Source organism: Leucobacter sp. GX24907, from assembly GCF_053567335.1.
This window is the reverse complement of the sequence record NZ_JBSGPD010000001.1, coordinates 205,003-229,675: the sequence shown is the minus strand read 5'-3', so window position 1 is coordinate 229,675 and position 24,673 is coordinate 205,003. Positions and strand designations below refer to the sequence as shown.

Here is a 24,673-nt window from a genome sequence, read left to right as displayed (position 1 = left end):
GAGCGAGTCAGCTCCCGCCGCTCCGCAGTCACCGCCGTTCCGTGGTCACTGTCGTTCCGCAGTCACTGTCGCTCCGCAGTCACTCGCGCGGGAGGCCGGGCGGGTTCACGAGCGCTTCCTCGACGGACTCCTCACTCAGATCCCAACGCTCGAGCACCTTCGCATAATCCCCGCTTTCGATCGCGTGGTTCAGCACGATGGACACCGCCTCGATCAGGCCGTTGTCCTTCGCCGTCGTCACGCCGATCTGCGCGGTCTCGGGGAAGCCGCCGTTGAGCGTGCCGACGATCTTCGTCTCGCCGAGGGTCGCGACCCGGTATGCAGCGGTCGGGTTCGGCCCCAGGAAGACGTCTGCACGACCGGACACGACCGCGAGGTTCGCGGCAGCGTTGTCATCGAAGTAGACCGGTTCAGCCGGCTCGAGGCCCTGCTCTTCGTTCTCCGCGATCCAATCGAGCAGAATCTTCTCCTGGTTCGTGCCGCTCCCGACGATGACCCGCAGACCGGCAATATCCTTCGAGCTCTCGATCTGTTCGATGTCGCTGTCCGCGGCAACCGAGAACGCGAGCACGTCATTGCGGTGCACGGCGAAGTCGAAGAGGTCCTTGCGCTCCTCGGTCACGGTGACGTTGGAGACGACCGCATCGTACTTTCCGGACTCCACGCCGAGCGGCCAGTCGGCCCAGGCGACGTTCTCAGACGCGAGCTCGAGGTCGAGTCCGTCTGCGACGAGCTGCGCAATGTCGGGCTCCACGCCGAGCAGCGTACGGTTATCGTCTTCGGCGAGGAAGCTGAGCGGAGGCTCATAGGCGGAATGCGCGACGGTGAACTTGCCGTCTTGCACGGGCGCGAAGCCGCTCTGCTCGAGCGCCGCGATCGCCTCCGGTACCGGATCGATACGCACCCGATCATCGACGTTCGCCGAGGTGAGATCGAAGGTCGTCTCCGACGTCGATGCCGCGTCTGGCGCGTCCGTGACCGCACCGGAAGGTGAACTGCACGCGGCGAGCACCATGAGACCGACGGCCGCTGTTGCGAGAGCGATCGTACGGGGCGCGCGTGCTGTTGCAGAAGCGCCTGGGCGCGGCTGTCGAATCGTCATGAGTGTGGCATCCTTTTCATTTGAAGTTATGGGAGACATGAGCAGAGCTTATGCTGAGAGGAGCCGGTTTCTACAGTTGCGCTGCAACACAACGAAAGAAACGTGCGTATCGGGGGCCTCGACAGGGCGGCATGGGGCCTGGTCAGACCGATTCGGGGTCGAGGCGGCACCGGATCGTGATCCGCACCACCCCATCGCACGCCACCCGATCACACATCATGTCCGCACATCGCTCGTCGCGAACAGCGCATGAATTCTTTGTTTGAATGACTCAAAATAAGCTAGACTCATCGCGTGCACGAACGCAGAACCGCCTCCCCCGCATCTCGCGGCGAGCGCCTGCGTGCGCACGGGCTGCGCGTCACCTCCGGCCGTGTCGCGACCCTCGGCTACCTCGAAGAGCATCCGCACAGCTCTGCCGCCGAGATCCACACCGCACTCGCCGACGAACTTCCTTCGCTCTCGACCCAGTCGGTGCACAACATCGTGCACGACCTCACATCGTGCGGCATTCTCCGCCGCATCGACCTGCCCGGCACGAGCAGCGCACTCTACGAGACGCGGATCGGCGACAATCACCACCACGTGCAGTGCATCGTCTGCCACCGCATCGAAGACGTGCCCTGCGCGGTCGGCTCGGCGCCCTGCCTCACCCCCGGTGACACGCATGGCATGCGGATCGTCGAGGCGGCTGTCACCTTCAGCGGCATCTGCTCCGACTGCGACGCGGCACAAACTGCGGAGTCGCACGCGCCGATCCAGCAGGCGTCCTGAGACCCCGGCACCACACACTTACCACTCCTCATACCCCTCACCCCGACGAAAGGAACAGGCATTGTCTGAAGCCAGCAAGTGCCCGGTCGACCACTCCGGCATGGGCCCGACGCCCACCTCCGGTACGGCCAAGCTCGGCGGCCCGACCACCAATACCGATTGGTGGCCCGACCGTCTCAACCTGAAGCTCCTCGCTAAGAACCCCGACGTCGCGAACCCCCAGGGCGCCGACTTCGACTACAAGGCAGCGTTCGAAGCACTCGACCTCGCCGAGGTGAAGGCCGACATCGCCGAGCTGCTCACCACCTCGCAGCCGTGGTGGCCCGCCGACTTCGGCAACTACGGCCCCCTCATGATCCGCATGGCCTGGCACTCCGCCGGCACCTACCGCGTGTTCGACGGGCGCGGCGGCGGCGGCACCGGCCAGCAGCGCTTCGCCCCGCTGAACAGCTGGCCCGACAACGTCGGCCTCGACAAGGCTCGCCGCCTGCTGTGGCCGGTCAAGAAGAAGTACGGCAAGTCCCTCTCGTGGGGCGACCTCATGATCCTCGCGGGCAACGTCGCGCACGAGCAGATGGGTATGCCCACCTTCGGCTTCGGCGGCGGTCGCCCCGAGGCTTGGGAGCCGGACGACGACGTGTACTGGGGCTCGGAGAAGGGCTGGCTCGGCGACGAAGACCGCCTCGGCGAAGACGGCAAGCAGAACCTCGCCGAGCCGCTCGGTGCGACCATGATGGGCCTCATCTACGTCAACCCCGAGGGTCCCCGTGCGAGCGGCGATCCGCTGGCCGCGGCCCCGCAGATTCGCGAGACCTTCGCTCGCATGGCGATGAACGACGAAGAGACTGTCGCGCTGATCGCCGGCGGCCACACCTTCGGCAAGACCCACGGTGCAGCCTCCGAAGACGAATACGTCGGCGACTCCCCCGAGGGCGCACCGATGGAGCAGCAGGGTCTCGGCTGGAAGAGCAGCTACAAGTCGGGCAAGGGCGTCGATGCGATCGGCTCGGGCCTCGAGGTCACCTGGACCTACCACCCGACCCGCTGGGACAACGAGTTCTTCCACATCCTCTTCGCGTACGAGTGGGAGAAGGTGACCGGCCCCGGCGGTCACCACCACTGGCGCCCGATCGACGGCGGCGGCAGCGACATGGTGCCCGAGGCCGACTTCAAGGGTCGTCGCGAGCCCCGCATGCTCACGACCGACATCGCACTGCGTGAAGACCCGATCTACCGCGAGATCTCGCTGCGCTTCAAGAACGACCACCAGGCGTTCCAGGATGCGTACGCCCGCGCATGGTTCAAGCTGACGCACCGCGACCTCGGTCCGAAGTCGCGTTACCTCGGACCCGAGGTTCCCGAAGAAGATCTCATCTGGCAGGATCCGGTGCCCGCTCGCGACTACGAGCTGATCGACGCCGCCGACATCGCGGCCCTTGAGCAGAAGATCGTCGACTCCGGCCTGACCGTCGCCGAGCTCGTCTCGACCGGCTGGGCTGCGACCTCGACCTACCGCGGCAGTGATAAGCGCGGCGGCGCGAACGGCGGTCGCATCCGTCTCGAGCCGCAGCGCAACTGGGAGGTCAACAACCCCGCCCAGCTCGCTCGCGTGCTCGGTGTGCTCGACGACATCAAGGCCGAGTTCGACGTCGCGAACGAGGCCTCGGGCAAGAAGGTCTCGATCGCCGATCTCACCGTGCTCGCCGGCAACGTGGGCGTGAAGCAGGCCGCGGCCGCCGCGGGCCACGCGGTGTCGATCCCGTTCACGCCGGGCCGCACCGATGCGTCGCAGGAGCAGACCGACATCGAGCAGTTCGAGTTCCTCAACCCGCCCGCTGATGGGTTCCGCAACTACGAGAGCTCGCGTGCTCTCGGACGTCCCGCGGAATACCTGCTCATCGACCGCGCGAACCTGCTCACACTCTCGGCTCCCGAGATGACGGTGCTGCTCGGCGGCCTGCGCGTGCTCGGCACCAACTGGGACGGATCGTCGCACGGTGTGCTCACGGACCGTCCGGGCGTGCTCACGAACGACTTCTTCGTGAACCTGCTCGACCTGAACACCCGTTGGCGCGCGATCGACGGTGAGCGTCTCTTCGAGGGCCTCGACGAGGCCACTGAAGAGCGCAAGTGGACCGGTACTCGCGCCGACCTGGTCTTCGGCTCGAACAGCGAGCTGCGCGCCGTCGCCGAGGTATACGCCAGCGATGACGCCGCCGACCAGTTCGTCGACGACTTCGTGGATGCGTGGGTCAAGGTGACGAACCTCGACCGCTTCGACACGCGGTAGTCGCTCGACAGTGTCAGTGTCGTGAGGGGTGAACCCCTCACGCACGACGGATCGGGGCCCGGATCATCATGATCCGGGCCCCGATCCGTCTCTAGGCTGATCTCACTGTGCCGTTCTGAAGCACGCCCTGCCTGGGCGAACCTGCTCAAGTGGGTCCAGCTTCGGTAGTCCCGACTTCAGTGGACCGCCTCAGTGTGCCAGCGCTACTCCCGCGCGGATGAGATCCAGACTCGATCGAAGCTGCGAGCACCCGTGATCTGCACGGCGAGCGCATCAAGGCGCCGCGCATGCTGAGGGGCGAGTGAGTACCCCACCCCGGTGACGTTCTCATCGACGTGCTCCGCGAAGCGGGTCCCGGGAATCGTGATGACCGGAAGGCCGAGTTCGGCGCCCTTCCCGTAGAGCCACGCGAGCGCGAGACGTGCGGGCGTGACCTCGGCTTCCTTCGCCACCGCGAGCACTTCCTGCAGCAGCGGCTCATTCGCGCGCAGCGCCTCAGGAGCAAAACGCGGGAAGACCTGGCGGGTATCGTCTTCACCCAACGACGACGGGTCGAAGCGGCCCGTGAGCCACTGGCGCCCGAGCGGGGAGTAGGCGACGAAGGCGATCCCGAGCTCGCTGGCAGCGGGCACGACACCGGTTTCGACATCGCGGCTGACGATGCTCCACTCCGACTGCACCGCTGCGATCGGGTGCACGGCCGACGCTCTGCGCAACTCGTCGCCGGTCGCCTCCGACAGGCCGATGGTGCGCACCTTGCCTGCAGCGACGAGCTCGGCGAGCGTGCCCACTGATTCCTCGAGAGGAACCTTCGGATCGATGCGGTGGAGATAGTACAGGTCGACGTGGTCGGTGCCGAGCCGAGCCAGGCTCAGGTCGATCTGCTCGCGAATGTGCTCGGGTCGGTTCGAGGCCGTTCGTTTTCCTGGCGCACCGGCGGGGACGATCCCGACCTTCGTCGCGAGCTGGATCTCCTCACGCCGCGTGCGCAGCAGGTTCGAGATGATGCGCTCACTGCGTCCATCGCCGTAAATATTGGCCGTGTCGATGAAGGTGACACCGGCATCGACCGCGTGCGTCAGCGTGCGCAGCGCGGTGTCATCATCGATCGCGCCGTACGCGTCAGTCAACGACATCGCCCCGTAGCCCTGCGGTGGCACGAGCACTCCGGCCCCGAGATCGATGCGGTCGTCGAGTGAAGCGGGGATCGCTGTCGTGTGAGTTGTCATGCTGTCGAGACTAGCGATACGACGTTCGAACGCGCTCGGTACGTTCATCGAGCTCCACGAGCACATCTGCGACCCGCTCGTCGCGCACCTCACGGGCAGATTCGAGCACCTCGCGCGCGAAGCGATCGTGGCGGCGGAACGGCAGAGAGTTCAGGCCAGGGCGGGTGAAGGCCCCGCTCGTCGCGGTGGACGTGAACGGGCCCAGCGCGAACTGCCGGTGGGTGCCCGGGAGCTTGCCGCCCGGCGCCACCACGATCTGTCCCGTGCTGCCCGAGTGCTCATCGTCGACGACCGCCAGTTCGCGAGCGTGTCCTCCGGTGATGAGCTGGCGCAAGAGCGGGTTATCGCTCGTCGCCGCGGTCGCCGGGGGCAGCCAGGCGTCGATCAGCAGCTCGGTCGTCACGCTGCTGCGTACCGGCCCTTCCGGTGTCGCCACGCGGCCCGTTGCGGTGAAACGTCCGGTCTCCTCGTCGGCCTCGAGCTCGAGGTCGCCGCCGAGAAAGCTCAGTACCCCCGCCTCTGAGAGCGCAAGAAACTCCTCGAGTCGATGGCCGGGCGGGCCACTCGCGAGATAGCTGAAGAAGGTGAGCCAGCGCCTCGGCAGCGCCCAGGTGCGACTGCGCGCGTTCCAGGCCTCCGGCCGCACTTCAGCGATCGAGAGGTACGAGAACAGCATGGTCATGAAGAGACCCTGCGTCGCACTGTGCTCCTGTGTCGTTCGGTGGCGCAGATCCATCGCGATGTGCTCACGCACTCGTCGATCGACCTGCTCAGGCCGGAGTTCGCCCTCGGCCCGAGACTCGGTCCGCGGCACTGCGTGCAACCCCGCATCTACATGCGCACCGAGATCTCCCCACGGATCACCGGCGAGCGGTCGATCGAAGGAATCGATGTCGAAGCGGTCGTCAGGGTTCGGCACAGATCGCTGCACGAGCTCGAAGAATTCGCGCGAGCGGAAGCCCTCAGGCCGGGTGAGCACCGTTCGCAGCTCCGCGGAGAACGTCGGCCACTCCGCAAGTACCCGCTCCGGGTGACCGGTGAACAGCTCACGGTAGAAGCCGGTGGTGAGCTCGGCGACGACCAGAGGCCACACGTCTCGTTCGAAGTCCAGGCTGCCTTCCGCATCGCCAACGCGCTCGTGGAAGCCTTGCCCGAGGTACTCCAGGTGCACCGGATCACCGACGAGTCGGCTCGTGATCTTCGATCGATAGGGAACGCCTCGCCGAGATCCGAGATGCAAGATCGGCTCTCGACCGCTCGGAATATAGCGGAGCGAGCCATCGCCCTGCAGCACGTGCCGGCCTCCGCGACCCTCGGTCAGCATGACGACTAGGTCGACGGCGGCGAGCCCCATACCGCGCACGATGACGTCGGCACCCGCGGGCAACCACTCGTAGTCGATGTCGGCGGTGAAGGCGGGGGCGACGTACCCGAGCCCGTGGCGCTCGGCGAAGTCGGTGAGCGCGATCGACTCTCCCGAAGGATCCGATCCGTTGTGTCCCACCGCGTGTATGACGATGTCGGCCTCGACCGCACTTCCCGATGCGAGCCGCACCTCATGGCCGGGCCCCGAGTGCTCCACGGCGATTGCGGAATCGCGCAGCCATCTCGCCTTGAGCGACGGCGCGGCACGATCCAAGACCTCCTCGAACATCCAGGCCATGTAGGCGTTGTTCAGTCGTCGAGTCGGGAAGGACTCCCCCGTCGCGACCTCGATCTCGCGCTCCAGCAGCTCATCCCACCAGTCGGGGCGGGCGATGTCGCCGCCCCGCACTCGTTCGACCCATTCCCATAACGAGGGACCGGGCTCGACGGGACCGTACAACTCGCAGGAGGCATCGGTGAACACGGCGACGTCTCGCATCATGGAGTTGAGCTTCAGCAACGGCGACTGGCTGCGGCGCCAGATGCGGCCACCACCGGGTTCATGCGGGTCGATGAGTATGACGTCGAGTTCGAGATCCGGCGTATCGCGGGCGTGGATCGCGACGATCCGCTCCAGGATCATGACGGCTGCGGGGCCCGCGCCGATAGAGACGATGCGGACGGCGGAGCCGCGATCCTCTGCCACTCGGTTCTCCTGCTGTGCTCCCACCGTGACGCTCAGGATGCGCTGCGCTGTTCTGCGACGATGGCCGCTACTGCGAGCTCAGGAAGCGAGTTCTCGGCCGCCCACCGCAGCCGGCCCGCTATTCGCAGGAGGGGCTCGAAGGCCGTGCTCGATATCCTCATGTTCCACTCCCCGTACTCATTCATCATGCCGACTGCTTATTGCAGCCATTCTTATAAGTTATGTGCCTCAGGTTAGGCGCCGGGTTACGGCCCTGCAAACGATGTCGAAATATGGCGTCATGCGCGGCCCCGCCTGGAGCCCTGCTCAGCACTTCGATATGGGATCAGCACGTAGATATGCCGAAAAGTCGTGAATCGGCCATATCTAGGTGCTGATCCCATATCTAGCTGCTGGTGCATGCGCGCGGGTTTCCGGATCCCTTGGCGACGCGCCGATTGACGCGCGGACCGAAGCATCGAGCAGAGCGCCGAAGGCGCCTGACCATCGAGCAAGTTGCCCATCGAGCAAGGCGTCAGCCAACCCACCGGCTCAGATGACCCAGTCGAGGAACTCCTGCGTGCGCGCCTGCTCGGGGCTGCGGAGCACCTGGTCGGGGCGGCCCGCTTCGACCACGCGACCTTCGTCGAGGAAGACGACATGGTCTGCGACCTCGGCGGCGAAACCGATCTCGTGGGTCACGATGATGAGCGTGCGGCCACTGTGCGCGAGGTCGCGGATCACGCTGAGCACCTCGCCGACCAGCTCGGGGTCGAGCGCCGACGTCGGCTCGTCGAAGAGCAGCACGTCGGGCTCCAGGGCGAGTGCACGCGCGATGGCGACGCGCTGCTGCTGCCCGCCGGAGAGCTGCCGCGGATAGTGTTCGGCACGGTCGGCGAGGCCGACGCGGGCGAGCAGTGTGCGCGCCTGCTCGGTGGCGTCTCGCTTGGTCGCACGTTTCAGCGCGAGCGGCGCCTCGACGACGTTCTCGATGGCGGTGAGGTGCGGGAACAGGTTGAAGTTCTGGAACACCATGCCCACCCGGGTGCGGCGCTCGAGGATGTGCTTCTCGCGCAGCTCGTGGAGCTTCCCGGAGCGCTCTTCGTAACCGATGTAGTTTCCGTCGATCGTGATGGAGCCGGCATCGATGGTTTCGAGGTGGTTGATGGTGCGCAGCAGGGTTGATTTGCCGGATCCCGAGGGGCCGAGCAGCACGACGACCTGCCCGGGCTCGACGCGCAGGGAGATGTCGTGCAGCACCTCATTCGGCCCGTAGGACTTGTGCACGCCGTCGATTTCGACGAGGCCGGCCGAGTGCGTGCGGGGGTGCTGGACCTGTGCGGTTGCGGTCATGGGGTGCTCCTTCGTGCTGCGGCGGCGAACTGCGACAGCTTCGCGCGTGCTCGCCCGATCGGCGTGGGCGGCAGTTCGCGCGCCGTGCCTCGGGCGAATCGGCGCTCGAGATAGTACTGGGCGATGCTCAGCACTGTGGTGAAGATCGTGTACCAGACGGCCGCCACGAGCAGCAGCGGGATCACCTGGCCGCTGCGGTTGTAGATCACTTGCACGGTGTAGAAGAGTTCGGGCAGCGCCACGATGAAGACCACCGAGGTGCCCTTGAGCAGGCTGATGACCTCGTTGAACGCGTTGGGCAGGATCGCGCGGGCCGCTTGCGGCAGGGTGATGCGGAAGAAGCGGCGCCCGCGCGGCAGGCCGAGAGACTTCGCAGCCTCAAGCTGCCCCTGATCGACTGACAGCAGGCCTGCGCGGATGATCTCGGCGGAATACGCCGCTTGATGCAGCGAGAGACCCAGCAGGGCCGCGGCGGTTGACGACAGCAACCGCACGGTGTCGAACTCGACTACCCAGAAGTCGTAGGTGAACGGCCATCCGACGCCGAGCGTCGGGAAGAGGTATCCCAGGTTGTACCAGATCACGAGCTGCACGATCAGGGGCACCGACCGGAAGAACCAGATGAAGCCCCATGCGAAACCGTTCAGCAGCGCCGAACCCGAGAGTCGGGCCACCGCAAGAACGGCGCCGAGCACGAAGCCGACGACTGCGGAGATCACGGTGAGCCACAACGTGAGTCCGAGGCCGCGCAGCACGGCATCGCTGAAGAAGTACTCGGCGAAGATCCCCCATCGCCACTGCGGGTTGGTGAAGAACGTCCACACGAGCTGGGCGAGCAGGAACAGAGCGATGGCGCTGAAGATCCAGCGGACCCAGTGCTTGAGCGGCACGATCTCGCGTGAGACCGGCACGACCGGCCGACGCTGTTCGCTCTCCTCTGCCTGCCCGGCCCCACCACTCTGCTGAGGCTTCGCCTGGTCTCCCGGCTTGCTCGGCGATTCCACTGTGACGGTCATGATGCTGCCTCCAGTTCCTGGCCGAGATCCTTGTCGAAGGCCAGCAAGATGTTGTTCTTCCGGATCTCCTCCCCCGTGAGCGAGGTATCGAAGCGGGCCGTGTACCCGTGGCGCAGGTACAGTGCTCGTGCTTCGGGCTGTCTCGGCCCGGTCGTGAGGTAGATGCGGCCGTATCCGAGTTCGGCCGCGCGGTGCTCGAGCTCGGTGAGCACGACGCGTGCCAGACCTCGGCCGCGTGCGTCGAGGCGCGTCCACACGCGCTTCACTTCGGCGGTGGTCTCGTCGTACGGCATGAAGGCCCCACCCGAGATCGCCTCGCCTCGGTGCAGCAGCAGGAGGAATGCGCCGAGCGGCGGGGCGAAGCGCTCCGCCGGGTAGCGGTTGATCTCGACGCTGGCCGGTTCACCGAGCACCTCGAGGCCGTAGCGTTCATCGTACTCGCGCTCGAGATCTTTGAGCAGCAGGTCTCCGAGCGGATCGGTGTAGTCGACGTAGGCGAACTCGTAGTCCTCGCCCAGCGCGGGAACGGGACGCCGATCCCCCGCCGCTTCGGCCGATGGCGCCGTCGCCGCCGTGGTGCTCATGCTGCGATCCCTGCGGCGCGCGCTGCCGCGGCCTCTGCCGCGCTCGGTTCCGCCGGCCCGGGAGGGGTGGGGAGTCCGAGTGTGCTGCGCAGCGTGGGGTGCGGATCACTGCCCATGCCGTACGAAGTGCGGAACACACCACGCTCCTGCAGAACCGGCACGACGCGGTCGACGAACTCGTCGAGCCCGCCGGGGGTGAGGTGCGGCACCAGTACGAATCCGTCTGATCCTCGGGCCTGCACGAACTCGTCGATCGCCGCGGCGACGGAGTCGGGCGTACCCACGAATGTGTGGTTTGCGGTCTCGGCGACCGCCAGTTCACGCACGGTGAGCCCTTCGGCCTCGGCGCGCGCCCGTAACCGCTGCGCATTGGCGTAACGGTCGTCGACCTTGAACGCGTGGTGGCCTTGCCGCTGATCCTCGTCGCCCGGATCCTCTATCGGCAGGGGGCCGTCGGGGTCGAGTCCGGGCAGGGCACGGCCCCAGGCCGCCTCCACCCAACCGACCGCGTTCTGCGGGCTCATCTGCTGGAAGGCGATCTCGCGAGAGCGCTCCCGCGCCTCGGCGTCGCTGTCGCCGAGAACGAAGGTGACCCCGGGCAAGATGAGGAGCCCGTCCTCTTCACGTCCGACCGCGGGCAGGCGCCCCTTCACATCGGCATAGAACTTCTGGGCTTCCGCGAGCGGCGTGGTGCGCGTGAAGATCACTTCGGCGTTGGCGGCTGCGAAGTCGCGGCCCGCGGGCGAGTCGCCCGCCTGCACGATCACCGGGTAGCCCTGGGGCCCCCGCGGGACCGTGCTCGTCGCCGACACCTGGAACTGCGGCCCGCGGTGCTCGACGCCCGACACACGGCCGGCGTCGATGAAGCGCCCCGAGGCCCTATCGGCCACGACGGCGCCGTCCTGCCAAGAGTCCCACAGCTGCTTCGCGAGACGCACGAACTCCTCGGCCCGGGTGTAGCGCTCGGGATAGGGCAGGAAGCCGCCTCGCCGGAAGTTCGCACCGTGGAATGCGTCGGGAGTGGTGACGACGTTCCAGCCGATGCGACCACCGGTCAGGTGATCGAGGGTCGCGAACTGTCGTGCGATCTCGTACGGTTCATTGAACGTGCTCGTCAGCGTGCCGACGAGGCCGACGTGCTCGGTCACCGCAGCCATCGCCGCAAGGATGGGGAGGGTTGCCGGACGCCCCGCGACATCGAGGTCGTGGAAGTTCCCGCCGTGCTCGCGCACGCGCAGCCCTTCCGCGAGGAACACGTAGTCGAACAGCCCCCGCTCCGCCGTGCGCGCGAAGTGCCGGAACGACTCGAAGTCGATCTGGCTGCCCGACTGAGGGTCGCTCCACACGGTGTGACTGTTCACACCCGGGAAGTGGGCGACGAGGTGCACCTGTCGCTTCTGCTCGTTCGCACCGCTCATGCTGCGACCTCCGCTTCTGCCTGTTCGGATGCGTCCGCTTGCACCGATCCATCAGCTCGCTCAGACTCTTCTGTCTGCTCAGACGCCTGCACCGCGCGACCTGCACGCGCAGCCGTGTAGCGGTTCTCCGTCTCGGCCAGGCCGAAGCGCTCGCGCAGGCTGCTCGTGTCACCGGCATCCGGCGCTGCGAGCCCGCGGCTGCGCAGTTCGGGAAGGAGGCGCTCGGCGATGGCGCGCACATCGTAGGGTTGGGCGAGCGGACGGATCCTGACCCCCTCAGCACCGGCCGCGCGCCATGCCTCAATCTGGTCGGCAATGCGCGCCGCCGTACCGGTCACGATCGTCGCGTCGCTCGTGAACTCCGTTCCCCCTCCCGCGTCGAGGCGGGCAAGACGATCTGCACCGCTCTCCGTGTCGGTTTCGGTCTCTCCATCGAAGGCAACGACCGCGTCGACGACGATGCGCAGCGGCTCGAGCCCGCTCGCCGCGCGACCGGCTGCACGCTCCGCGGCACGCACTTCGGCGACGATCTCGGCGACGCTCTTACCGCGCGAGGCACCGGCGGCACGCGCATCGTTCTCAGGCGTGACGAACACGACGTCGGCCGAACGGGCGGCGAGTCGGTACACCGAGGCGGTGTGCGCCAGAAGCGTGATGGGCGGCTGACCCTGCGGCGAGCGCGGCACGATCGACGGGCCGATGACCGAGAATCGATCGCCTTCGAAGGCGATGTGATGCAGGCGCTCTGCGTCGAGGAAGCGGCCGGAGGGCTGATCGCGGATGATCGCATCGTCCTCCCAGCTGTCCCAGAGGCGACGCGCGACCTCGGCCGCGTCGGCGGCCTCGGCAAGGAGCTCGTCGAGACCGGCGTCGTCTCGACCCCCGAGGATCGCTTCGACATCGATCTCGGGAGCGGACTTGCGACCGAAGGCCGAGGCCTCGGCCGCACCGGTCGAGATCTTCAGCTGCCAACCGGCACGACCGAGCGAGATGTGGTCGAGCGTCTGGAGCCCGACGCCGACGTGGAACGGTTCGGTGTGGGTGGTCGTCACCGTCGGGATGAGCCCGATTCGATCGACGTTCGGCGCGATCCAGCTCAGCAGGAGCAGCGCGTCGAGGCGTGCATCGACGGTATCGGCACTCGGCTGGGGCGGGATCTCACCCCCGTTCGTGAGGCCAGTCGCCGAGGGCAGCGCGAACGAATCTTCAACGGTGACGTAGTCGGCGCCGGCCCCGTCGAGCCGTGCGATCAGGTCGCGCCAGTAGTTGCCGTCGAAGAGGCGGTCGGCAGCGGCGTCGGCCTCGCGCCAAGCCGACGGGTGCCACCCGGCTCCGGTAAGCGCGACGCCGACCGTGAAGGGCGCAGCATTGCCGTGCGTTATGGAAGTCATGCGACGAGGTTATGACACAGTGACCCGTCGATCGACCGACGCCGAAACAATCGGTAATCAACACTGTGGGCAACGCTCGATGCCCGTCGAGCTCATACGACGAGGCTCAACCGAACAAACTCAGCCGAACAAACTCAGTCGAGCAATCCCACTCGCCCTAACTCAGTCGAGCAGAAGCGCGGGTTCCTCGAGCACCGAGGCGACATCGGCGACGAAGCGTGAGACGACGTCTCCGTCGACGATGCGGTGGTCGAACGATCCTCCAACGGTCGTCACCATGCGCGGGCGCACCTCACCGTCGACCACCCAGGGCTTCTGACGGATGGCTCCCATCGCCATGATCGCGCACTCCCCCGGGTTCAAGATCGGGGTGCCGAAGTCCATCCCGAAGACGCCGATGTTGGTGATCGTGATGGTGCCGTCTTTCATGTCGGCGGGCTGCGTTCGGCCATCGCGCGCGGTGATGGTGAGCTGTTCGATGGCCTTCGCCAGATCGAGCAGGCTGAGATCCTGCGCCTCCTTCACGTTCGGCACCACGAGGCCGCGCGGCGTGGCTGCCGCAATGCCGAGGTTCACGAAGTGGCGACGGATGATCTCGGTCTCGGTGAAGGTGGAGTTCACCTGGGGGCTGCGGCGAATGGCCCACAGCATCGCCTTTGCGAAGATCAACAGGGGCGAGACCTTGACGCCGGCGAAATCGGTCGAGTTCTTGAGGCGCTTCACGAACTCCATGGTGCGTGTCGCGTCGACGTCGGTGAAGACGCTCACGTGCGGGGCCTCGTTCGAGCTGGTCACCATCGCGTTCGCGATGTGCTTGCGCATGCCCTTCAGCGGGATGCGCTCTTCGCGCGCCTCGTCGGGTTCGGGGGCCGGGGTGGCGATGTTGCGAAACAGGCTGGCTTGCGACGCGTGGCGCACGACGTCGTCTCGCAGGATCTCGCCCGCGATGCCGCTGCCCGCGACACCGGCGAGATCGACGCCGAGATCCTTCGCGAGCTTCCGGATCGGGGGCTTCGCGATCACCGGCGAGGCCTCGGCGACCGGGATGGGCGGCTGGGGCTTCGCGAGGAGCGGTTCGCCGCCGCGGCGTCGGCGAGACTTTGCAGCACCGCCGGTTCCGTAACCGACGAGCACCGCACCACCGGCATCATCTGCACGACCGCCACTGCTTCCCGACGCGTCTGCCTCGTGCTCGACGCTGCCCGCAGCGTCGGCCACGGTGTCGCGGGTCTCCTCAGTGTCGGCATGGGCCGGCTGCGTGGGTGCGTCGCCACCGACCTCTCCGTCCGAGCGCACGAGCAGGATCGGCTCGCCCACCGGAATCGTTTGCCCGGGTTCGGCGAGCAGCTCGACGACGACACCGGTGAACGGCGAGGGCAGCTCGACGACCGATTTCGCGGTCTCGATCTCGCAGATCACCTGGTTGAGGGCGACCGTGTCGCCCTCTGCGACGTGCCAGGTGACGATCTCGGCCTCCGTGAGACCCTCGCCGACGTCGGGAAGGGGGAATGCCTGGTCACTCATCGTTGCTCCGTCATCGTTGCGTCTCGGTTCGGTTCAGTCTAGGCGGGCGAGGAATGTGCTCGATCAGTAGTGCATGGTGCGGTCGACGGCCTCGAGTACCCGATCCGCATCGGGCAGGTAGAGTCCCTCGAGCTTGGCCGGCGGGAAGGGCACGTCGTAGCCCGACACGCGGAGCACCGGGGCCTGCAACGAGTAGAAGGCGTGCTCGGCGACGTGCGCCGCGATCTCGCTGCCGAGGCTCACGTTGCTCTGCGCCTCCTGGGCGACGACGAGGCGACCCGTTCGGCGCACCGATTCGAGCAGCGGCTCGTAGTCGATGGGCGACAGGCTGCGCAGATCGACGACCTCGAGGCTGACGCCCTCGGCTTCGGCGATCTCGGCGGCCTGCAGCATCGTTGTCACCATGGCGCCGTGGCCGACGAGCGTGCAGTCGGAGCCGCGTCGGGCGATCCTGGTCTGATGCAGCTCGCTCGCAGGGGCTGTCGGATCGACCTCGCCCTTCTGCCAGTACTTCGCCTTCGGCTCGAAGAACAGTACGGGGTCGTCTGACTGGATTGCCTGCTGGATCATCCAGTAGGCGTCGTTCGCAGTCGACGGCGACACCACGCGCAACCCGGGAGTGTGGGCGAAGTAGGCTTCGGGGCTCTCCTGGTGGTGCTCGACCGCTCCGATGTGCCCGCCGTAGGGCACTCGGATGACAATCGGCATCGGCACCGTGCCGTCATGTCGGCTCGTGATCTTCGCGAGCTGGGTGACGATCTGGTTGAAGGCGGGGAAGATGAAGCCTTCGAACTGGATCTCGAGCACGGGACGGTAGCCGCGCATCGCAAGACCGATGGCGCTGCCGACGATGCCCGCCTCGGCGAGCGGCGTGTCGAGCACGCGGGCTGAGCCGAAGTCGGCCTGCAGCTTGTCGGTGACGCGGAAGACGCCGCCGAGGGGCCCGATGTCTTCGCCCATCAGCAGTACGCGGTCATCGGCGGTCATCGCAGACCGGAGGCCCTCGTTGATCGCACGCGCGATCGGCAGGGTGGCGCGTTCGGTCAGCAGCGTCGGCTCAGCGTTCACGTCTTTGGTGGTCATGCTTCCCCTCCCTCGGCGAAGGAGGCCTCGTATCGTGCGAGCCAGGCCCGCTGCTCGTCCATGCGCGGGTGCGGTTCGGAGTAGACGTGCTCGAACATGCTGTCGGCAGTCGGCTCGGGCAGGTGCAGGATCGCGTCTCGCACCTGCTTCGCCTCACGGTCGGCCGTGTCACGTACTTCAGCGAAGAAGTCGTCGTCGACGTCGAGCGAGCGCAGATACGCTTCGAGGCGCGCGATCGGATCGCGTCCCTCCCAGTGGGCGAGCTCCGCATCGAGGCGGTAGCGGGTGGGGTCATCGCTCGTCGTGTGGGCACCGATGCGGTAGGTCAGGGCCTCGATGTAGCCCGGGCCACCACCCTCACGCGCTTCGCGCAGGAAGCGACGCCCGACGGCGTAGGCGGCGAGCGGGTCGTTGCCGTCGATCTGCACGGCGCGCAGGCCGAAGCCGAGGGCGCGGCGGTAGAGCGGCGTGCGGCTTTGCCGTTCGACCGGCACCGAGATCGCCCAGCGGTTGTTCTGCACGACGAAGACCTCGGGGGTCTGGTAGCTCGCCGCGAAGATCATGGCCTCGTTCGCATCTCCCTGGCTCGAGGTGCCATCACCGTAGAAGACCATCGTCGCCTCGCCGGTCGCGACAGCCGCCTCCCCCGCGTCGAGCGCGGTATCGCCCGCTCGACGCTTTGCATCGAGCAGCTGGCCGAGCGCGTTGCCGGTGGCGTGCTGCGTCTGTGCACCGAGCACGAGCGTGTAGAGATGGAAGTTGCCCTTAGCGGGGTCGGTGATGTCCCAGCCGCCGTGGGAGAGCCCGCGGAACTGCGCGGCGACCTCCAGGAAGTCGACGCCGCGAATGCGTGCGATCGCGTGCTCGCGGTACGCGGGGAAGATGTGGTCTTGCGGCTCGGCGGCTCGGCCGAGCCCGACCTGGCAGCCCTCTTGCCCGACGCTCGGCACCCAGAGCGCGAGTTGACCCTGGCGCTGCAGGTGGGTGCACTCGGTGTCGAAGGCGCGGGTCGCGACCATGTCGCGGTACCACTGCTTGAAGTCGTCGAGAAAGACATCTTCAAGCTCAGCGGCATAGGCGGCTGCGGTCTCCGAAGGCGCGTAGCGGCCGTCGTCGTCGAGGAACCTGATGGGTTCCGGATCGACGCCGCTGTGCAGGGCGGAGCCTTGCAACGGGTTGGCGTTGGTCTCTGCTGTCATCCCGACCCAGTGTACTGAGCACCTCCCACAAGACCGGGATATCTTCGCTCGATGCCGAGCAATTCTCAGTTGCGTGATCCGCGCCGCACTTGAGAGCGGCGCCCGCATCGCCACATTCGATGTACGGCTCGCCCGTGAGGCCGAGCACCCGGGCTTGGAGGTCGTTGGCGGCGGAACGCCTACACCGGAGGCGCCTGCTGGGGCGGCCGCTCGGGCAGCAGCAGCACCGCGCGGCGAGCGAACGTGACCGGGAAGAGGATCGCGCCGACGACACCGATCATCGCCCCGCCCGCGATGAGCAGCCCGCCTCCCCACGTCGGCACGGCTCCCGGAACAATCAGGAGCAGTGCCACGCCAACGAGCACACCCACGACGCCGAGGGCCACGACCGCGCCGCCCGTGATGAGCAACGAACGGTAGGCCGCGGGGCCGGTGAAGGTGGGCCTCACCCGGCCCGCGTGCACGATGTACGAGCCCCAGCGGGTGCCCGACCACCATCGGTGCGTGCGCCCCGCGATGGGGTACCACCCCGCTCCGGGGGCCTCCACGCGTCCTGGCAGCGGCTCGACCGCCTCGAAAGCCAGCGGTGCCGACTGCGGTGCGGGCAGACCTCGCACGATCGATGCGCCGATCCCGGTTGCGAACCAGAGTGCTGCGAGCAGCAGCATGAGGATCGCGGTGACCGGGAAACTCCTGGAAAGCGCCGCGACCCCGAACTGCGCGAATCCGAGAGCCAGGAACATCGCCCCGAAGGCGTAGCCGATCATTGGAGGCTCAACGGCGAACCAGTTCGCGCCGGGCCTGCCGCGCGCGATTCGATAGGCCGTCCAGTGCTGCTCGTCGCGCCACCTGATCTCGTCACGTCCCGGCACGTGGTACCAGCCCGGCTGGGCGCTCGGTATTGCAGCAGCGTACGCCTCATGCCCGCTCGAGAGATCCGTCATGCTCGCAGGCCGCCCGTCAACCCTCGATGAAGTTCCGCAGAATGCGCACGACCTCGTCGACGCTCTCCTCCTCGCCCACCGAGATGCGCACGCCGAGCCCCGGGAACGGGCGCACGAGCGTGCCTTCCTCTGAGAAGGCGGCGGCGAGCGCCTGCGCCTCGATGACGCGTTCGCCATGTGGCCCCTCGGGGATCCACACGAAATTGCCCTGCGCGTCGGGCACGTTGAGCCCGAGCTCGCGCAGCGCATGCGCCAGGCGATCTCGGCGCTCCACGAGTCGCGCGACCCGAGCCTCGTTCTCGGCCTGGGCTTCGGGGGCAAGCGATGCGCGCGCCGCGACCTCTGCGACACCGGTGATCGAGAGCGGCACGGCCGTTGTGGCGGCAGCCGAGAGGATTGCCGGGTGGCCGACGCCGTACCCGATTCGGAGACCCGCCAAGCCGTAGGCCTTCGAGAAGGTGCGCAGTACGACGAGATTCGGATGCGCGGCGAGCACGTCTTCGCCGCGCACGGCCTCCGGGTCGGTGACGAACTCGCGGTACGCCTCGTCGAGCACCACCAGGGTGTCGGCGGGTACTCGCGCCATGAAGCGGTCGAAGTCGACGCGCCGAATCGCGGGGCCCGTGGGGTTGTTGGGCGAGCAGAGCAGCACCACGCGGGTGTTGGCCGTCACCGTGTCAGCCATCGCATCGAGGTCGTGCTCGGCGTGCTCCGTAAGGGGCACTCGGATGCCGGAGGCTCCTGAAGCGAGCCCGAGCGCCGGGTAGGCCTCGAAGCTCGGCCAGGCGTACAGGTAAGCGTCACCGCTGGCCGCAGCCGCCTGTACGAGCTGGTAGAGGATCGCGACCGATCCGGCACCCAGGTGCACGTGATCGGCGCCGACTCCGAAGCGCTCGGCGATGGTCTCGCGCAGCTCGGGCATCGCCGCGGCGGCGTAGCGGTTGATGTCGGTGCGGTCTCCGATCGCCCGCAGCACGGCGGGCAATGGCTCGAACGGCGCCTCGTTGCTCGAGAGTTTGAAGCCCGGCTTCGTGGGCGCGGCGCCCTGTCGATACGCGGGAACGGCGAGCACGTCGGCGCGGAGACGGACGGGAGGCACTGCTGATTCGGTCATCGCCGCCAGTGTACGTGCCTCGGCGGCCCCACAATGTCGCACAGTGCCGCGCGGTGCCGCACGATGCAGTGCCGCGCAGTGCGGCGCAGTACCGACGGGCACTGCGCTGATCAGCTGCGCCTGCGATACTCGAGGTCATGCAGAGCATCACCCGCGTACTCGTCAACGCCTTCGCACTCTGGTTGACGACCCTCATCGTCGGCGGCACAGGTGAGCACGGCGTCTGGGTCGTGCCGATCGAAGACTCGAACGTCGGCCGACTTGCGACGCTCGTGCTCGTCGCACTCGTCTTCGGCCTCGTGAACGGCACGCTCGGCAAGGTCGTGCGTTTCGTCTCGATTCCGCTCTACATCCTTACCCTCGGGCTGGTCGGGCTCCTCATCAACGGCCTGATGCTGCTCGTGGTGCACTGGCTGTCAGGCCTCGCCGGGTTCGGGCTCTCGGTCGAGTCGTTCTGGTGGGGCGTGCTCACAGCACTGGTGCTCTCGCTGCTGTCAGGCATCCTGAACGGGCTCCTGGGCACCAGTAAGAAGAAGCAGGAGCGGGATCGCTGAGGCGAAGTTCCCCGCCCTCCCCCGGTCTGCGACAGACTGGACGCATGAGCTCATTCGAACCGTTCCGCGTCAGCTTCGTGTGCAGCGGCAACATCTGCCGGTCGCCTATGGGTGAAGTGATCTTTCGAGACCTCGCCGCACAGGCGGGGCTCGGCGACCGCTTCGCGGTGACCTCGCGCGGCACCAACAACTATCACGTCGGCGAACCTGCCGACCCGCGCACCATCGCGGCGCTCGCACTCGCGGGCTACGACGGGTCGTCGCACCGGGCTGCCCAGGTCTCCCCCGCCGATATCTCGAACAATGAGCTGCTCATTGCGATGGACCGCGGCCACGAACGCGCCCTTCGGTCGCTCGGCGCGGAGCAGATTGCCCTGCTCACGGAGTTCGACCCCGCGCGGCCTTCCGACCCCGACGTCTTCGACCCCTACCACTCCGGTGACGACGCCTTCACCGCGGTACGGGAGCAGGTGGAACGCAGCTGCGCGATCCTGCTCGACGAACTGCGCGGCCGACTCGCGAGCTGACCGCGAGTCGACTACAGCTCAGGCTCGATATCGCCGATATCGAGCCGCCCAAACTGGTCGTTCAGCTCCCGTTGCCGCTCGCGCAGCTCAAGCTCCCACGGCGTGGGAGGCGGATCGAACTCGCCTGCGTGCCTGTCTGCCAGCAGCCAAGTGCCCACGATGCCCGTGATCGCGAGTAGGATCGCCGCAGTCACGAGCACCGCGCTCCCCGGCCGCGCGCTGCGCAGGCGCAGCACCCTGGCCCACTTCAGCAGCATGACGACGAGCGCCGGCAGTGCGAGCGCCACCGCGATCACGGGAAGTACCCCGGCCGCTTCGGGTCGCATCTCGATCGGTGCCGCGATGATCGGCAGAGTCGCGATCAGCCCGGCGAGTCCCACGCGTACGAATCCCCACAGCGCATCCTTCGCAGTCGCCTGGGCTGCGGAGACTCCTTCGTCATCGTCGGGAAACATGCCGCTGCGCTGCTCCGACCGGAAGCGGGCGAAGACGAACAGCAGCTCGGCGATGAGCAAGATCCACACCGTGAAGCCGATCCCGCGCGTGATCCCGCCGACGTAGCTGCCCTGCATCTGCAGCTGGGCCTCGCCCGAACGAATCGCGAGCGATGCCGCCCACAGCAATGTGCCGAGACCGCCGACGGCTGCAAGCACGAAGCCGATCCACACCCACCACACCGGGGCGTAGAGGCGGCGCATGAATCGCTTGGGCAGACCCTTCCTGCGGATGGTGAAGAGCAGCACGAACCACACCAGCGGCAAGATCATCATGGCCTCGGCGAAGCGCACCTGCGTGCGGCGGCTCCCGGGCATGGGCTCACCGAACACCAGATAGGCGAACACCGCCAGCATGGCGCTCATCCACAGGGCAACCGTCGCGAGTATCTGCGTGCGGACCCAGACGTCGTCATTGATCTCACGTGCGACGGCCCGTTGCAAGGGGTTCTCAGCGACGACCCCTGACATGATGCGCAGCGCCGCGGCATCGTGGGCCGCCGATTGCACCGCCGAGACCAGCGGCTGGGCTCCAGTCTTGCGCTCCTGCTCCCGAGCAGCCGCATGGAGCAGAAGCTCCTCGTTCGCGGGTTCGATTGCGAGCGCGCGGTCGAGGAGATCGGATGCGGCCTCGTCATCTCCGATGCGGCGCAGCATGACGAGGGATCGACGCATGGTCTCGACATCCTCGGGAGCGAGTTCCAGCGTCCGCTCGAGCAGTCGGCGTACCTCTTCCTTGCGAGCCTTCCGCTCTTTCCTGGGCGCTTTCGGGAACGCGAGCAACGCTGCCGCGGCGTTGAGGTGCGACACCTCCCAGTCGGGCAAGCTGTGCTGCAGCTCCCGGGCGTGCGCAAGACTCTCATCGGCGCGCCCGTCAGTCGCGGTGATCGCGCAGAGCGTGTTCAACGCACGCGGGTCGCCCGGCCGTACGGCGAGTGCGCGCTGCGCCGAGCGCTCCGACTCCTCCGGGTGTCCCGCGAAGAACAGCAGCCATCCCAGGTAGCCGAGCAGCTCGGAATCCTGCGGAAACTCGGCAAGTCCGTGCCGCAGCTCGGCAATCGCCTGATCGGGGCGGCCGAACCCCTGCAGCGCTTCGGCCCGGGCGAAGAAGGCCGCGGCGGTCTGTACGCCCTGATCCTCACTGCTCACACGTACCCTGTTTCAGCTCGGTCACAGCCGCTTCATCCGCTTGAGCAGATCCACCAGATCGTCGTAGCGGCCGTCGGTATTCGCGTAGTTCGCGACGTTACGGGCGCTGTCGAGCCAGGGTCCGATCGAAGCCTTGACCTCTTTCAGTGCGCGATTCATGTCGCTCATCGAGATCGGCTGCACCATATGCGTCTTGATCGAGGCGGCCATCGCCTTCTCGGCCGCGGAATCGCACAGGTGCTTGAGGTCAGCACCCGAAAAACCCTCGGTCTTGCGCACGAGTGCGCGCAGGTCGATGCCCTGCAGTGGCCGCGTCTCGAGGTAGGAGCGCAGAATCGCCTCGCGGGCTGGCTCGTCAGGCGGTGAGACGAGCACGATTCGGTCGAAGCGGCCCGGTCGGAGCAAGGCAGGATCAACGTCCCAGGGCATGTTCGTCGCGGCGAGCACAAAGAGCCCGTCGTTGTCGCTGCCGACGCCGTCGAGCTCCATCAGCAGCTGGTTGACGATATTGCGCAGCATCTGCGAGGTCTGCCCGCTGCGCTTACCGCCCACCGCATCGATCTCATCGAGGAAGAGCACCGCGGGTGCCTTCTGACGAGCCTCGGTGAAGGTCTTATGGAGGTTCCCCTCGCTCTCACCGAGCCACTTGCTCAGCAGATCGGCGAGAGTCACCGAGATGAAGTGCGCACCGAGTTCACCCGCGATGGCGCGCGCAAGATAGGTCTTGCCACAGCCGGGCGGGCCGTAGAGCAGGAGTCCCCCGCCCAGGCTCTTCTTGAACGCCTTCGCGATCTCGGGGTGCGCAATCGGGTCGAGGAAGGTCTCGTGGATGCGCTGCTTCACGAGTTCGAGGCCGCCCACGTCCGAGAGCTTCAACGTCTCACGGGTCACCTCAGCCGGGCTCGACTCGTCATCGGCCTCGGTCACTGCGAGGCCGACACTGCCATCGGGGAGCTCGCTCGCCTCTTCGACAATGAAGGGCGGCGGCAGCGGATTGTCGAACTCGCGTTCCAGTTGCCGCCAATCAACGCCCGGCTCGGCCGATGGTGCTGCCGACGTCTCTGTCGGCGGCTCTGCCTGCACCTCAGCGGCCGCCTCTTCCTCGGGCACATCGTCGGCAGAATGCGCGGGATGTGCGTCGTCGCGCTCCGCCGACAGACGCTCGACGATTCCCTGGGCCGCGGCATGATCCGGTTGTTGCGCGAGCACCACCATCGCCTGCCCGATCGCTTCATCGCGCCGGCCCGCGTCGGCCAGTCGTGCGGCGTAGAGTGCGCGGAGTTCGACATCGGTCGGAGCTCCGGCGACTGCCGCCGCCAGGCTGACCAGGAGTTGATCGCTCATGCGAACATGTTAATCGTCAGGGGCGTCGCCTCCGCACGGCAATCAGTCCCAAGCTGCGCGGGGCACATGGGAGAATAGTGCCGGTACGCACACGCTCACGAGAGGTACTCATGACTTCGCTCCCCCCGCAGCCCATCAGCCCCCTCGACGGACGCTATCGGAAGGCAGTGCAGGGCCTCGGCGATTTCCTCTCCGAAGCGGGCCTGAACCGCGCTCGCGTGCACGTGGAGGTCGAATGGTTCGCCTACCTGACCGAGCACTCACTGCTCGGTTCCACCCCGGTCGATGCTGCACAGCTGACCGCGCTGCGCGAGTGGGCCGCGAACTTCGGGCAGGCCGAGATCGATGAGCTCGCCGAGACGGAGAAGACCACCCAGCATGACGTGAAGGCGGTCGAGTACCTCGTGCGCGCTCGGCTCGAGCAGCAGGGTCTCGGCCATCTCGCCGAGCTCACCCACGTCTGCTGCACGTCCGAAGACATCAACAACCTCTCCTACGCGCTCACCGTGAAGCAGGCGGTCGCCGAAGTATGGCGACCGAAGTTCGAAACCGTGATCTCCGAGCTTGCTCGCCAGGCCGAGCGGTACCGCGAGCTTCCGATGATGAGCCGCACGCACGGTCAGCCCGCAACACCGACGACGCTCGGCAAGGAGCTCGCCGTCTTCGTGCACCGGCTCGAGCGTCAGCTCAACCAGATCGACGATATCGAGTACCTCGGCAAGTTCTCCGGCGCCACCGGCACCTTCGCGGCGCATCTCGCAGCCGATCCCGACACCGACTGGGCGCAGGTCTCGCAGGAGTTCGTCGAAGGTCTCGGCCTCGACTGGAACCCGCTCACCACGCAGATCGAGTCGCATGACTGGCAGGCCGAGCTCTTCACCCGTGTCGCCCACGCGAACCGAATCCTGCACAACCTCGCGACCGACATCTGGAGCTACATCTCCATCGGCTACTTCCGCCAGATCCCGGTCGCAGGGGCGACTGGTTCGTCGACGATGCCGCACAAGGTCAACCCGATCCGCTTCGAGAATGCAGAAGCGAACCTCGAGCTCTCGAACGCGATCCTCGATTCGCTCGCCGCGACGCTCGTCACGAGCCGCTGGCAGCGCGATCTCACCGACTCCTCGGCGCAACGCAATATCGGTGTCGGGCTCGGTCACTCCGTGCTCGCACTCGACAACATTCTGAAGGGTCTCGGGCAGATCGATGCGGCACCCGAGGTGCTCGCCGCCGACCTCGATGCGAACTGGGAGGTGCTCGGCGAGGCGATCCAGACCGTCATCCGTGCCGAGGTGACTGCCGGCCGCTCCTCCATCAGCGATCCCTACGCCGCGCTCAAGGAACTCACCCGCGGGCGCCGCATCGGGCAGGCCGAGCTCGTGGAGTTCGTCGAGGGACTGGAGATCGGCGCCGAGGCCAAGCAGCGCTTGCTCGCGCTCACGCCCGCCTCGTACATCGGCGACGCCGTGCGGTTGGTGGACTTCCTCCAGCGCTAGACCTGTGCACGCAGGACGCCGGTCTGCCTGCTCTGCTG

21 protein-coding genes are annotated in these 24,673 nt (G+C 67.0%); 5 read left to right on the top strand and 16 right to left on the bottom strand.

Translation table 11 applies throughout. The annotated features are described in order from the left end of the window. Window positions 1-79: 79 nt before the first annotated feature. Window positions 80-1,102 (bottom strand): ABC transporter substrate-binding protein, encoded by a 1,023-nt coding sequence (locus tag ACUYV6_RS01180; protein WP_449276817.1) that lies wholly within the window; start codon window positions 1,100-1,102, stop codon window positions 80-82. Window positions 1,103-1,396: 294 nt separating this feature from the next. On the opposite strand from ACUYV6_RS01180, the gene ACUYV6_RS01175 reads away from it, so the two are divergent. Together ACUYV6_RS01175 and katG are read left to right on the top strand one after the other, a co-directional pair. Then, window positions 1,397-1,876 carry a Fur family transcriptional regulator gene (locus ACUYV6_RS01175; RefSeq protein WP_449276816.1) on the top strand — a complete coding sequence of 160 codons (480 nt, stop codon included), beginning with the start codon at window positions 1,397-1,399 and terminating at the stop codon, window positions 1,874-1,876. A 100-nt stretch (window positions 1,877-1,976) separates the two neighbouring features. Further along, the gene (gene katG / locus ACUYV6_RS01170; protein WP_449277137.1) at window positions 1,977-4,166 is read left to right on the top strand and encodes a catalase/peroxidase HPI; all 2,190 of its coding nucleotides are present in this window, start codon (window positions 1,977-1,979) and stop codon (window positions 4,164-4,166) included. A gap of 203 nt (window positions 4,167-4,369) precedes the next feature. On the opposite strand, the gene ACUYV6_RS01165 is transcribed toward katG, so the two are convergent. The 13 genes from ACUYV6_RS01165 to ACUYV6_RS01105 all read right to left on the bottom strand — a co-directional run bounded on the left by ACUYV6_RS01165 (window position 4,370) and on the right by ACUYV6_RS01105 (window position 19,071). Beyond that, window positions 4,370-5,395, bottom strand: coding sequence for an aldo/keto reductase (locus ACUYV6_RS01165; RefSeq protein ID WP_449276815.1), 1,026 nt, complete (start codon window positions 5,393-5,395; stop codon window positions 4,370-4,372). A 10-nt stretch (window positions 5,396-5,405) separates the two neighbouring features. Beyond that, window positions 5,406-7,466 carry an FAD/NAD(P)-binding protein gene (locus tag ACUYV6_RS01160; RefSeq protein ID WP_449276814.1) on the bottom strand — a complete coding sequence of 687 codons (2,061 nt, stop codon included), beginning with the start codon at window positions 7,464-7,466 and terminating at the stop codon, window positions 5,406-5,408. Window positions 7,467-7,498: 32 nt separating this feature from the next. Continuing rightward, window positions 7,499-7,654: a hypothetical protein gene (locus ACUYV6_RS01155; protein ID WP_449276813.1), complete on the bottom strand. Its 156-nt coding sequence runs from the start codon at window positions 7,652-7,654 to the stop codon at window positions 7,499-7,501. A gap of 343 nt (window positions 7,655-7,997) precedes the next feature. Beyond that, the gene (locus ACUYV6_RS01150; RefSeq protein ID WP_449276812.1) at window positions 7,998-8,798 is read right to left on the bottom strand and encodes an amino acid ABC transporter ATP-binding protein; all 801 of its coding nucleotides are present in this window, start codon (window positions 8,796-8,798) and stop codon (window positions 7,998-8,000) included. After that, on the bottom strand, window positions 8,795-9,814 hold the full coding sequence (locus ACUYV6_RS01145) for an amino acid ABC transporter permease (RefSeq protein WP_449276811.1): 1,020 nt from the start codon (window positions 9,812-9,814) through the stop codon (window positions 8,795-8,797). The genes ACUYV6_RS01150 and ACUYV6_RS01145 overlap by 4 nt, the downstream gene beginning before the upstream one ends. Further along, window positions 9,811-10,398, bottom strand: a complete 588-nt coding sequence (locus ACUYV6_RS01140) for a GNAT family N-acetyltransferase (protein WP_449276810.1) — start codon at window positions 10,396-10,398, stop codon at window positions 9,811-9,813. The genes ACUYV6_RS01145 and ACUYV6_RS01140 overlap by 4 nt, the downstream gene beginning before the upstream one ends. After that, on the bottom strand, window positions 10,395-11,816 hold the full coding sequence (locus ACUYV6_RS01135) for an NtaA/DmoA family FMN-dependent monooxygenase (protein ID WP_449276809.1): 1,422 nt from the start codon (window positions 11,814-11,816) through the stop codon (window positions 10,395-10,397). Before ACUYV6_RS01135 ends, ACUYV6_RS01140 begins: the two co-directional genes overlap by 4 nt. Beyond that, window positions 11,813-13,207, bottom strand: coding sequence for an LLM class flavin-dependent oxidoreductase (locus ACUYV6_RS01130; protein WP_449276808.1), 1,395 nt, complete (start codon window positions 13,205-13,207; stop codon window positions 11,813-11,815). Before ACUYV6_RS01130 ends, ACUYV6_RS01135 begins: the two co-directional genes overlap by 4 nt. 162 nt (window positions 13,208-13,369) lie before the next feature. Continuing rightward, a complete protein-coding gene (locus ACUYV6_RS01125; RefSeq protein ID WP_449276807.1) occupies window positions 13,370-14,731 on the bottom strand; it encodes a dihydrolipoamide acetyltransferase family protein in 1,362 nt (453 codons plus the stop codon). A 63-nt stretch (window positions 14,732-14,794) separates the two neighbouring features. After that, window positions 14,795-15,814 (bottom strand): alpha-ketoacid dehydrogenase subunit beta, encoded by a 1,020-nt coding sequence (locus tag ACUYV6_RS01120; protein WP_449276806.1) that lies wholly within the window; start codon window positions 15,812-15,814, stop codon window positions 14,795-14,797. Beyond that, window positions 15,811-17,013: a thiamine pyrophosphate-dependent enzyme gene (locus ACUYV6_RS01115; RefSeq protein WP_449276805.1), complete on the bottom strand. Its 1,203-nt coding sequence runs from the start codon at window positions 17,011-17,013 to the stop codon at window positions 15,811-15,813. Before ACUYV6_RS01115 ends, ACUYV6_RS01120 begins: the two co-directional genes overlap by 4 nt. Before the next feature lie 179 nt (window positions 17,014-17,192). After that, the gene (locus ACUYV6_RS01110) at window positions 17,193-17,957 is read right to left on the bottom strand and encodes a hypothetical protein (RefSeq protein WP_449276804.1); all 765 of its coding nucleotides are present in this window, start codon (window positions 17,955-17,957) and stop codon (window positions 17,193-17,195) included. 16 nt (window positions 17,958-17,973) lie between these two features. Next, window positions 17,974-19,071: a histidinol-phosphate transaminase gene (locus ACUYV6_RS01105; RefSeq protein WP_449276803.1), complete on the bottom strand. Its 1,098-nt coding sequence runs from the start codon at window positions 19,069-19,071 to the stop codon at window positions 17,974-17,976. Window positions 19,072-19,208: 137 nt separating this feature from the next. Here ACUYV6_RS01105 and ACUYV6_RS01100 point away from each other — a divergent pair, with 137 nt between their 5' ends. Both ACUYV6_RS01100 and ACUYV6_RS01095 read left to right on the top strand, forming a co-directional pair. Beyond that, entirely contained in the window at window positions 19,209-19,625 is a 417-nt protein-coding gene (locus ACUYV6_RS01100) for a phage holin family protein (protein ID WP_449276802.1), read from the top strand. Between the two features lie 44 nt (window positions 19,626-19,669). Beyond that, a complete protein-coding gene (locus ACUYV6_RS01095) occupies window positions 19,670-20,152 on the top strand; it encodes a low molecular weight protein-tyrosine-phosphatase (protein WP_449276801.1) in 483 nt (160 codons plus the stop codon). Between the two features lie 11 nt (window positions 20,153-20,163). Here the strand turns inward: ACUYV6_RS01095 and ACUYV6_RS01090 are convergent, their stop codons facing one another. Further along, window positions 20,164-21,795 (bottom strand): tetratricopeptide repeat protein, encoded by a 1,632-nt coding sequence (locus ACUYV6_RS01090; RefSeq protein WP_449276800.1) that lies wholly within the window; start codon window positions 21,793-21,795, stop codon window positions 20,164-20,166. A gap of 21 nt (window positions 21,796-21,816) precedes the next feature. Continuing rightward, a complete protein-coding gene (locus ACUYV6_RS01085; protein WP_449276799.1) occupies window positions 21,817-23,139 on the bottom strand; it encodes an AAA family ATPase in 1,323 nt (440 codons plus the stop codon). Window positions 23,140-23,249: 110 nt separating this feature from the next. On the opposite strand from ACUYV6_RS01085, the gene purB reads away from it, so the two are divergent. After that, on the top strand, window positions 23,250-24,635 hold the full coding sequence (gene purB / locus ACUYV6_RS01080; RefSeq protein WP_449276798.1) for an adenylosuccinate lyase: 1,386 nt from the start codon (window positions 23,250-23,252) through the stop codon (window positions 24,633-24,635). The last annotated feature ends 38 nt before the right edge of the window (window positions 24,636-24,673 follow it).

Excerpts from the sequence above, each read along its gene's own strand:
- ACUYV6_RS01105 (WP_449276803.1), bottom strand. The coding sequence starts at position 19,071 with ATGACCGAATCAGCAGTGCCTCCCGTCCGTCTCCGCGCCGACGTGCTC.
- ACUYV6_RS01095 (WP_449276801.1), top strand. The coding sequence starts at position 19,670 with ATGAGCTCATTCGAACCGTTCCGCGTCAGCTTCGTGTGCAGCGGCAAC.
- ACUYV6_RS01150 (WP_449276812.1), bottom strand. The coding sequence starts at position 8,798 with ATGACCGCAACCGCACAGGTCCAGCACCCCCGCACGCACTCGGCCGGC.
- ACUYV6_RS01130 (WP_449276808.1), bottom strand. The coding sequence starts at position 13,207 with ATGACTTCCATAACGCACGGCAATGCTGCGCCCTTCACGGTCGGCGTC.
- ACUYV6_RS01180 (WP_449276817.1), bottom strand. The coding sequence starts at position 1,102 with ATGACGATTCGACAGCCGCGCCCAGGCGCTTCTGCAACAGCACGCGCG.
- ACUYV6_RS01120 (WP_449276806.1), bottom strand. The coding sequence starts at position 15,814 with ATGACCACCAAAGACGTGAACGCTGAGCCGACGCTGCTGACCGAACGC.
- ACUYV6_RS01135 (WP_449276809.1), bottom strand. The coding sequence starts at position 11,816 with ATGAGCGGTGCGAACGAGCAGAAGCGACAGGTGCACCTCGTCGCCCAC.
- katG (WP_449277137.1), top strand. The coding sequence starts at position 1,977 with ATGGGCCCGACGCCCACCTCCGGTACGGCCAAGCTCGGCGGCCCGACC.
- ACUYV6_RS01145 (WP_449276811.1), bottom strand. The coding sequence starts at position 9,814 with ATGACCGTCACAGTGGAATCGCCGAGCAAGCCGGGAGACCAGGCGAAG.
- ACUYV6_RS01140 (WP_449276810.1), bottom strand. The coding sequence starts at position 10,398 with ATGAGCACCACGGCGGCGACGGCGCCATCGGCCGAAGCGGCGGGGGAT.
- ACUYV6_RS01125 (WP_449276807.1), bottom strand. The coding sequence starts at position 14,731 with ATGAGTGACCAGGCATTCCCCCTTCCCGACGTCGGCGAGGGTCTCACG.
- purB (WP_449276798.1), top strand. The coding sequence starts at position 23,250 with ATGACTTCGCTCCCCCCGCAGCCCATCAGCCCCCTCGACGGACGCTAT.
- ACUYV6_RS01100 (WP_449276802.1), top strand. The coding sequence starts at position 19,209 with ATGCAGAGCATCACCCGCGTACTCGTCAACGCCTTCGCACTCTGGTTG.
- ACUYV6_RS01115 (WP_449276805.1), bottom strand. The coding sequence starts at position 17,013 with ATGACAGCAGAGACCAACGCCAACCCGTTGCAAGGCTCCGCCCTGCAC.
- ACUYV6_RS01155 (WP_449276813.1), bottom strand. The coding sequence starts at position 7,654 with ATGATGAATGAGTACGGGGAGTGGAACATGAGGATATCGAGCACGGCC.
- ACUYV6_RS01085 (WP_449276799.1), bottom strand. The coding sequence starts at position 23,139 with ATGAGCGATCAACTCCTGGTCAGCCTGGCGGCGGCAGTCGCCGGAGCT.
- ACUYV6_RS01110 (WP_449276804.1), bottom strand. The coding sequence starts at position 17,957 with ATGACGGATCTCTCGAGCGGGCATGAGGCGTACGCTGCTGCAATACCG.
- ACUYV6_RS01165 (WP_449276815.1), bottom strand. The coding sequence starts at position 5,395 with ATGACAACTCACACGACAGCGATCCCCGCTTCACTCGACGACCGCATC.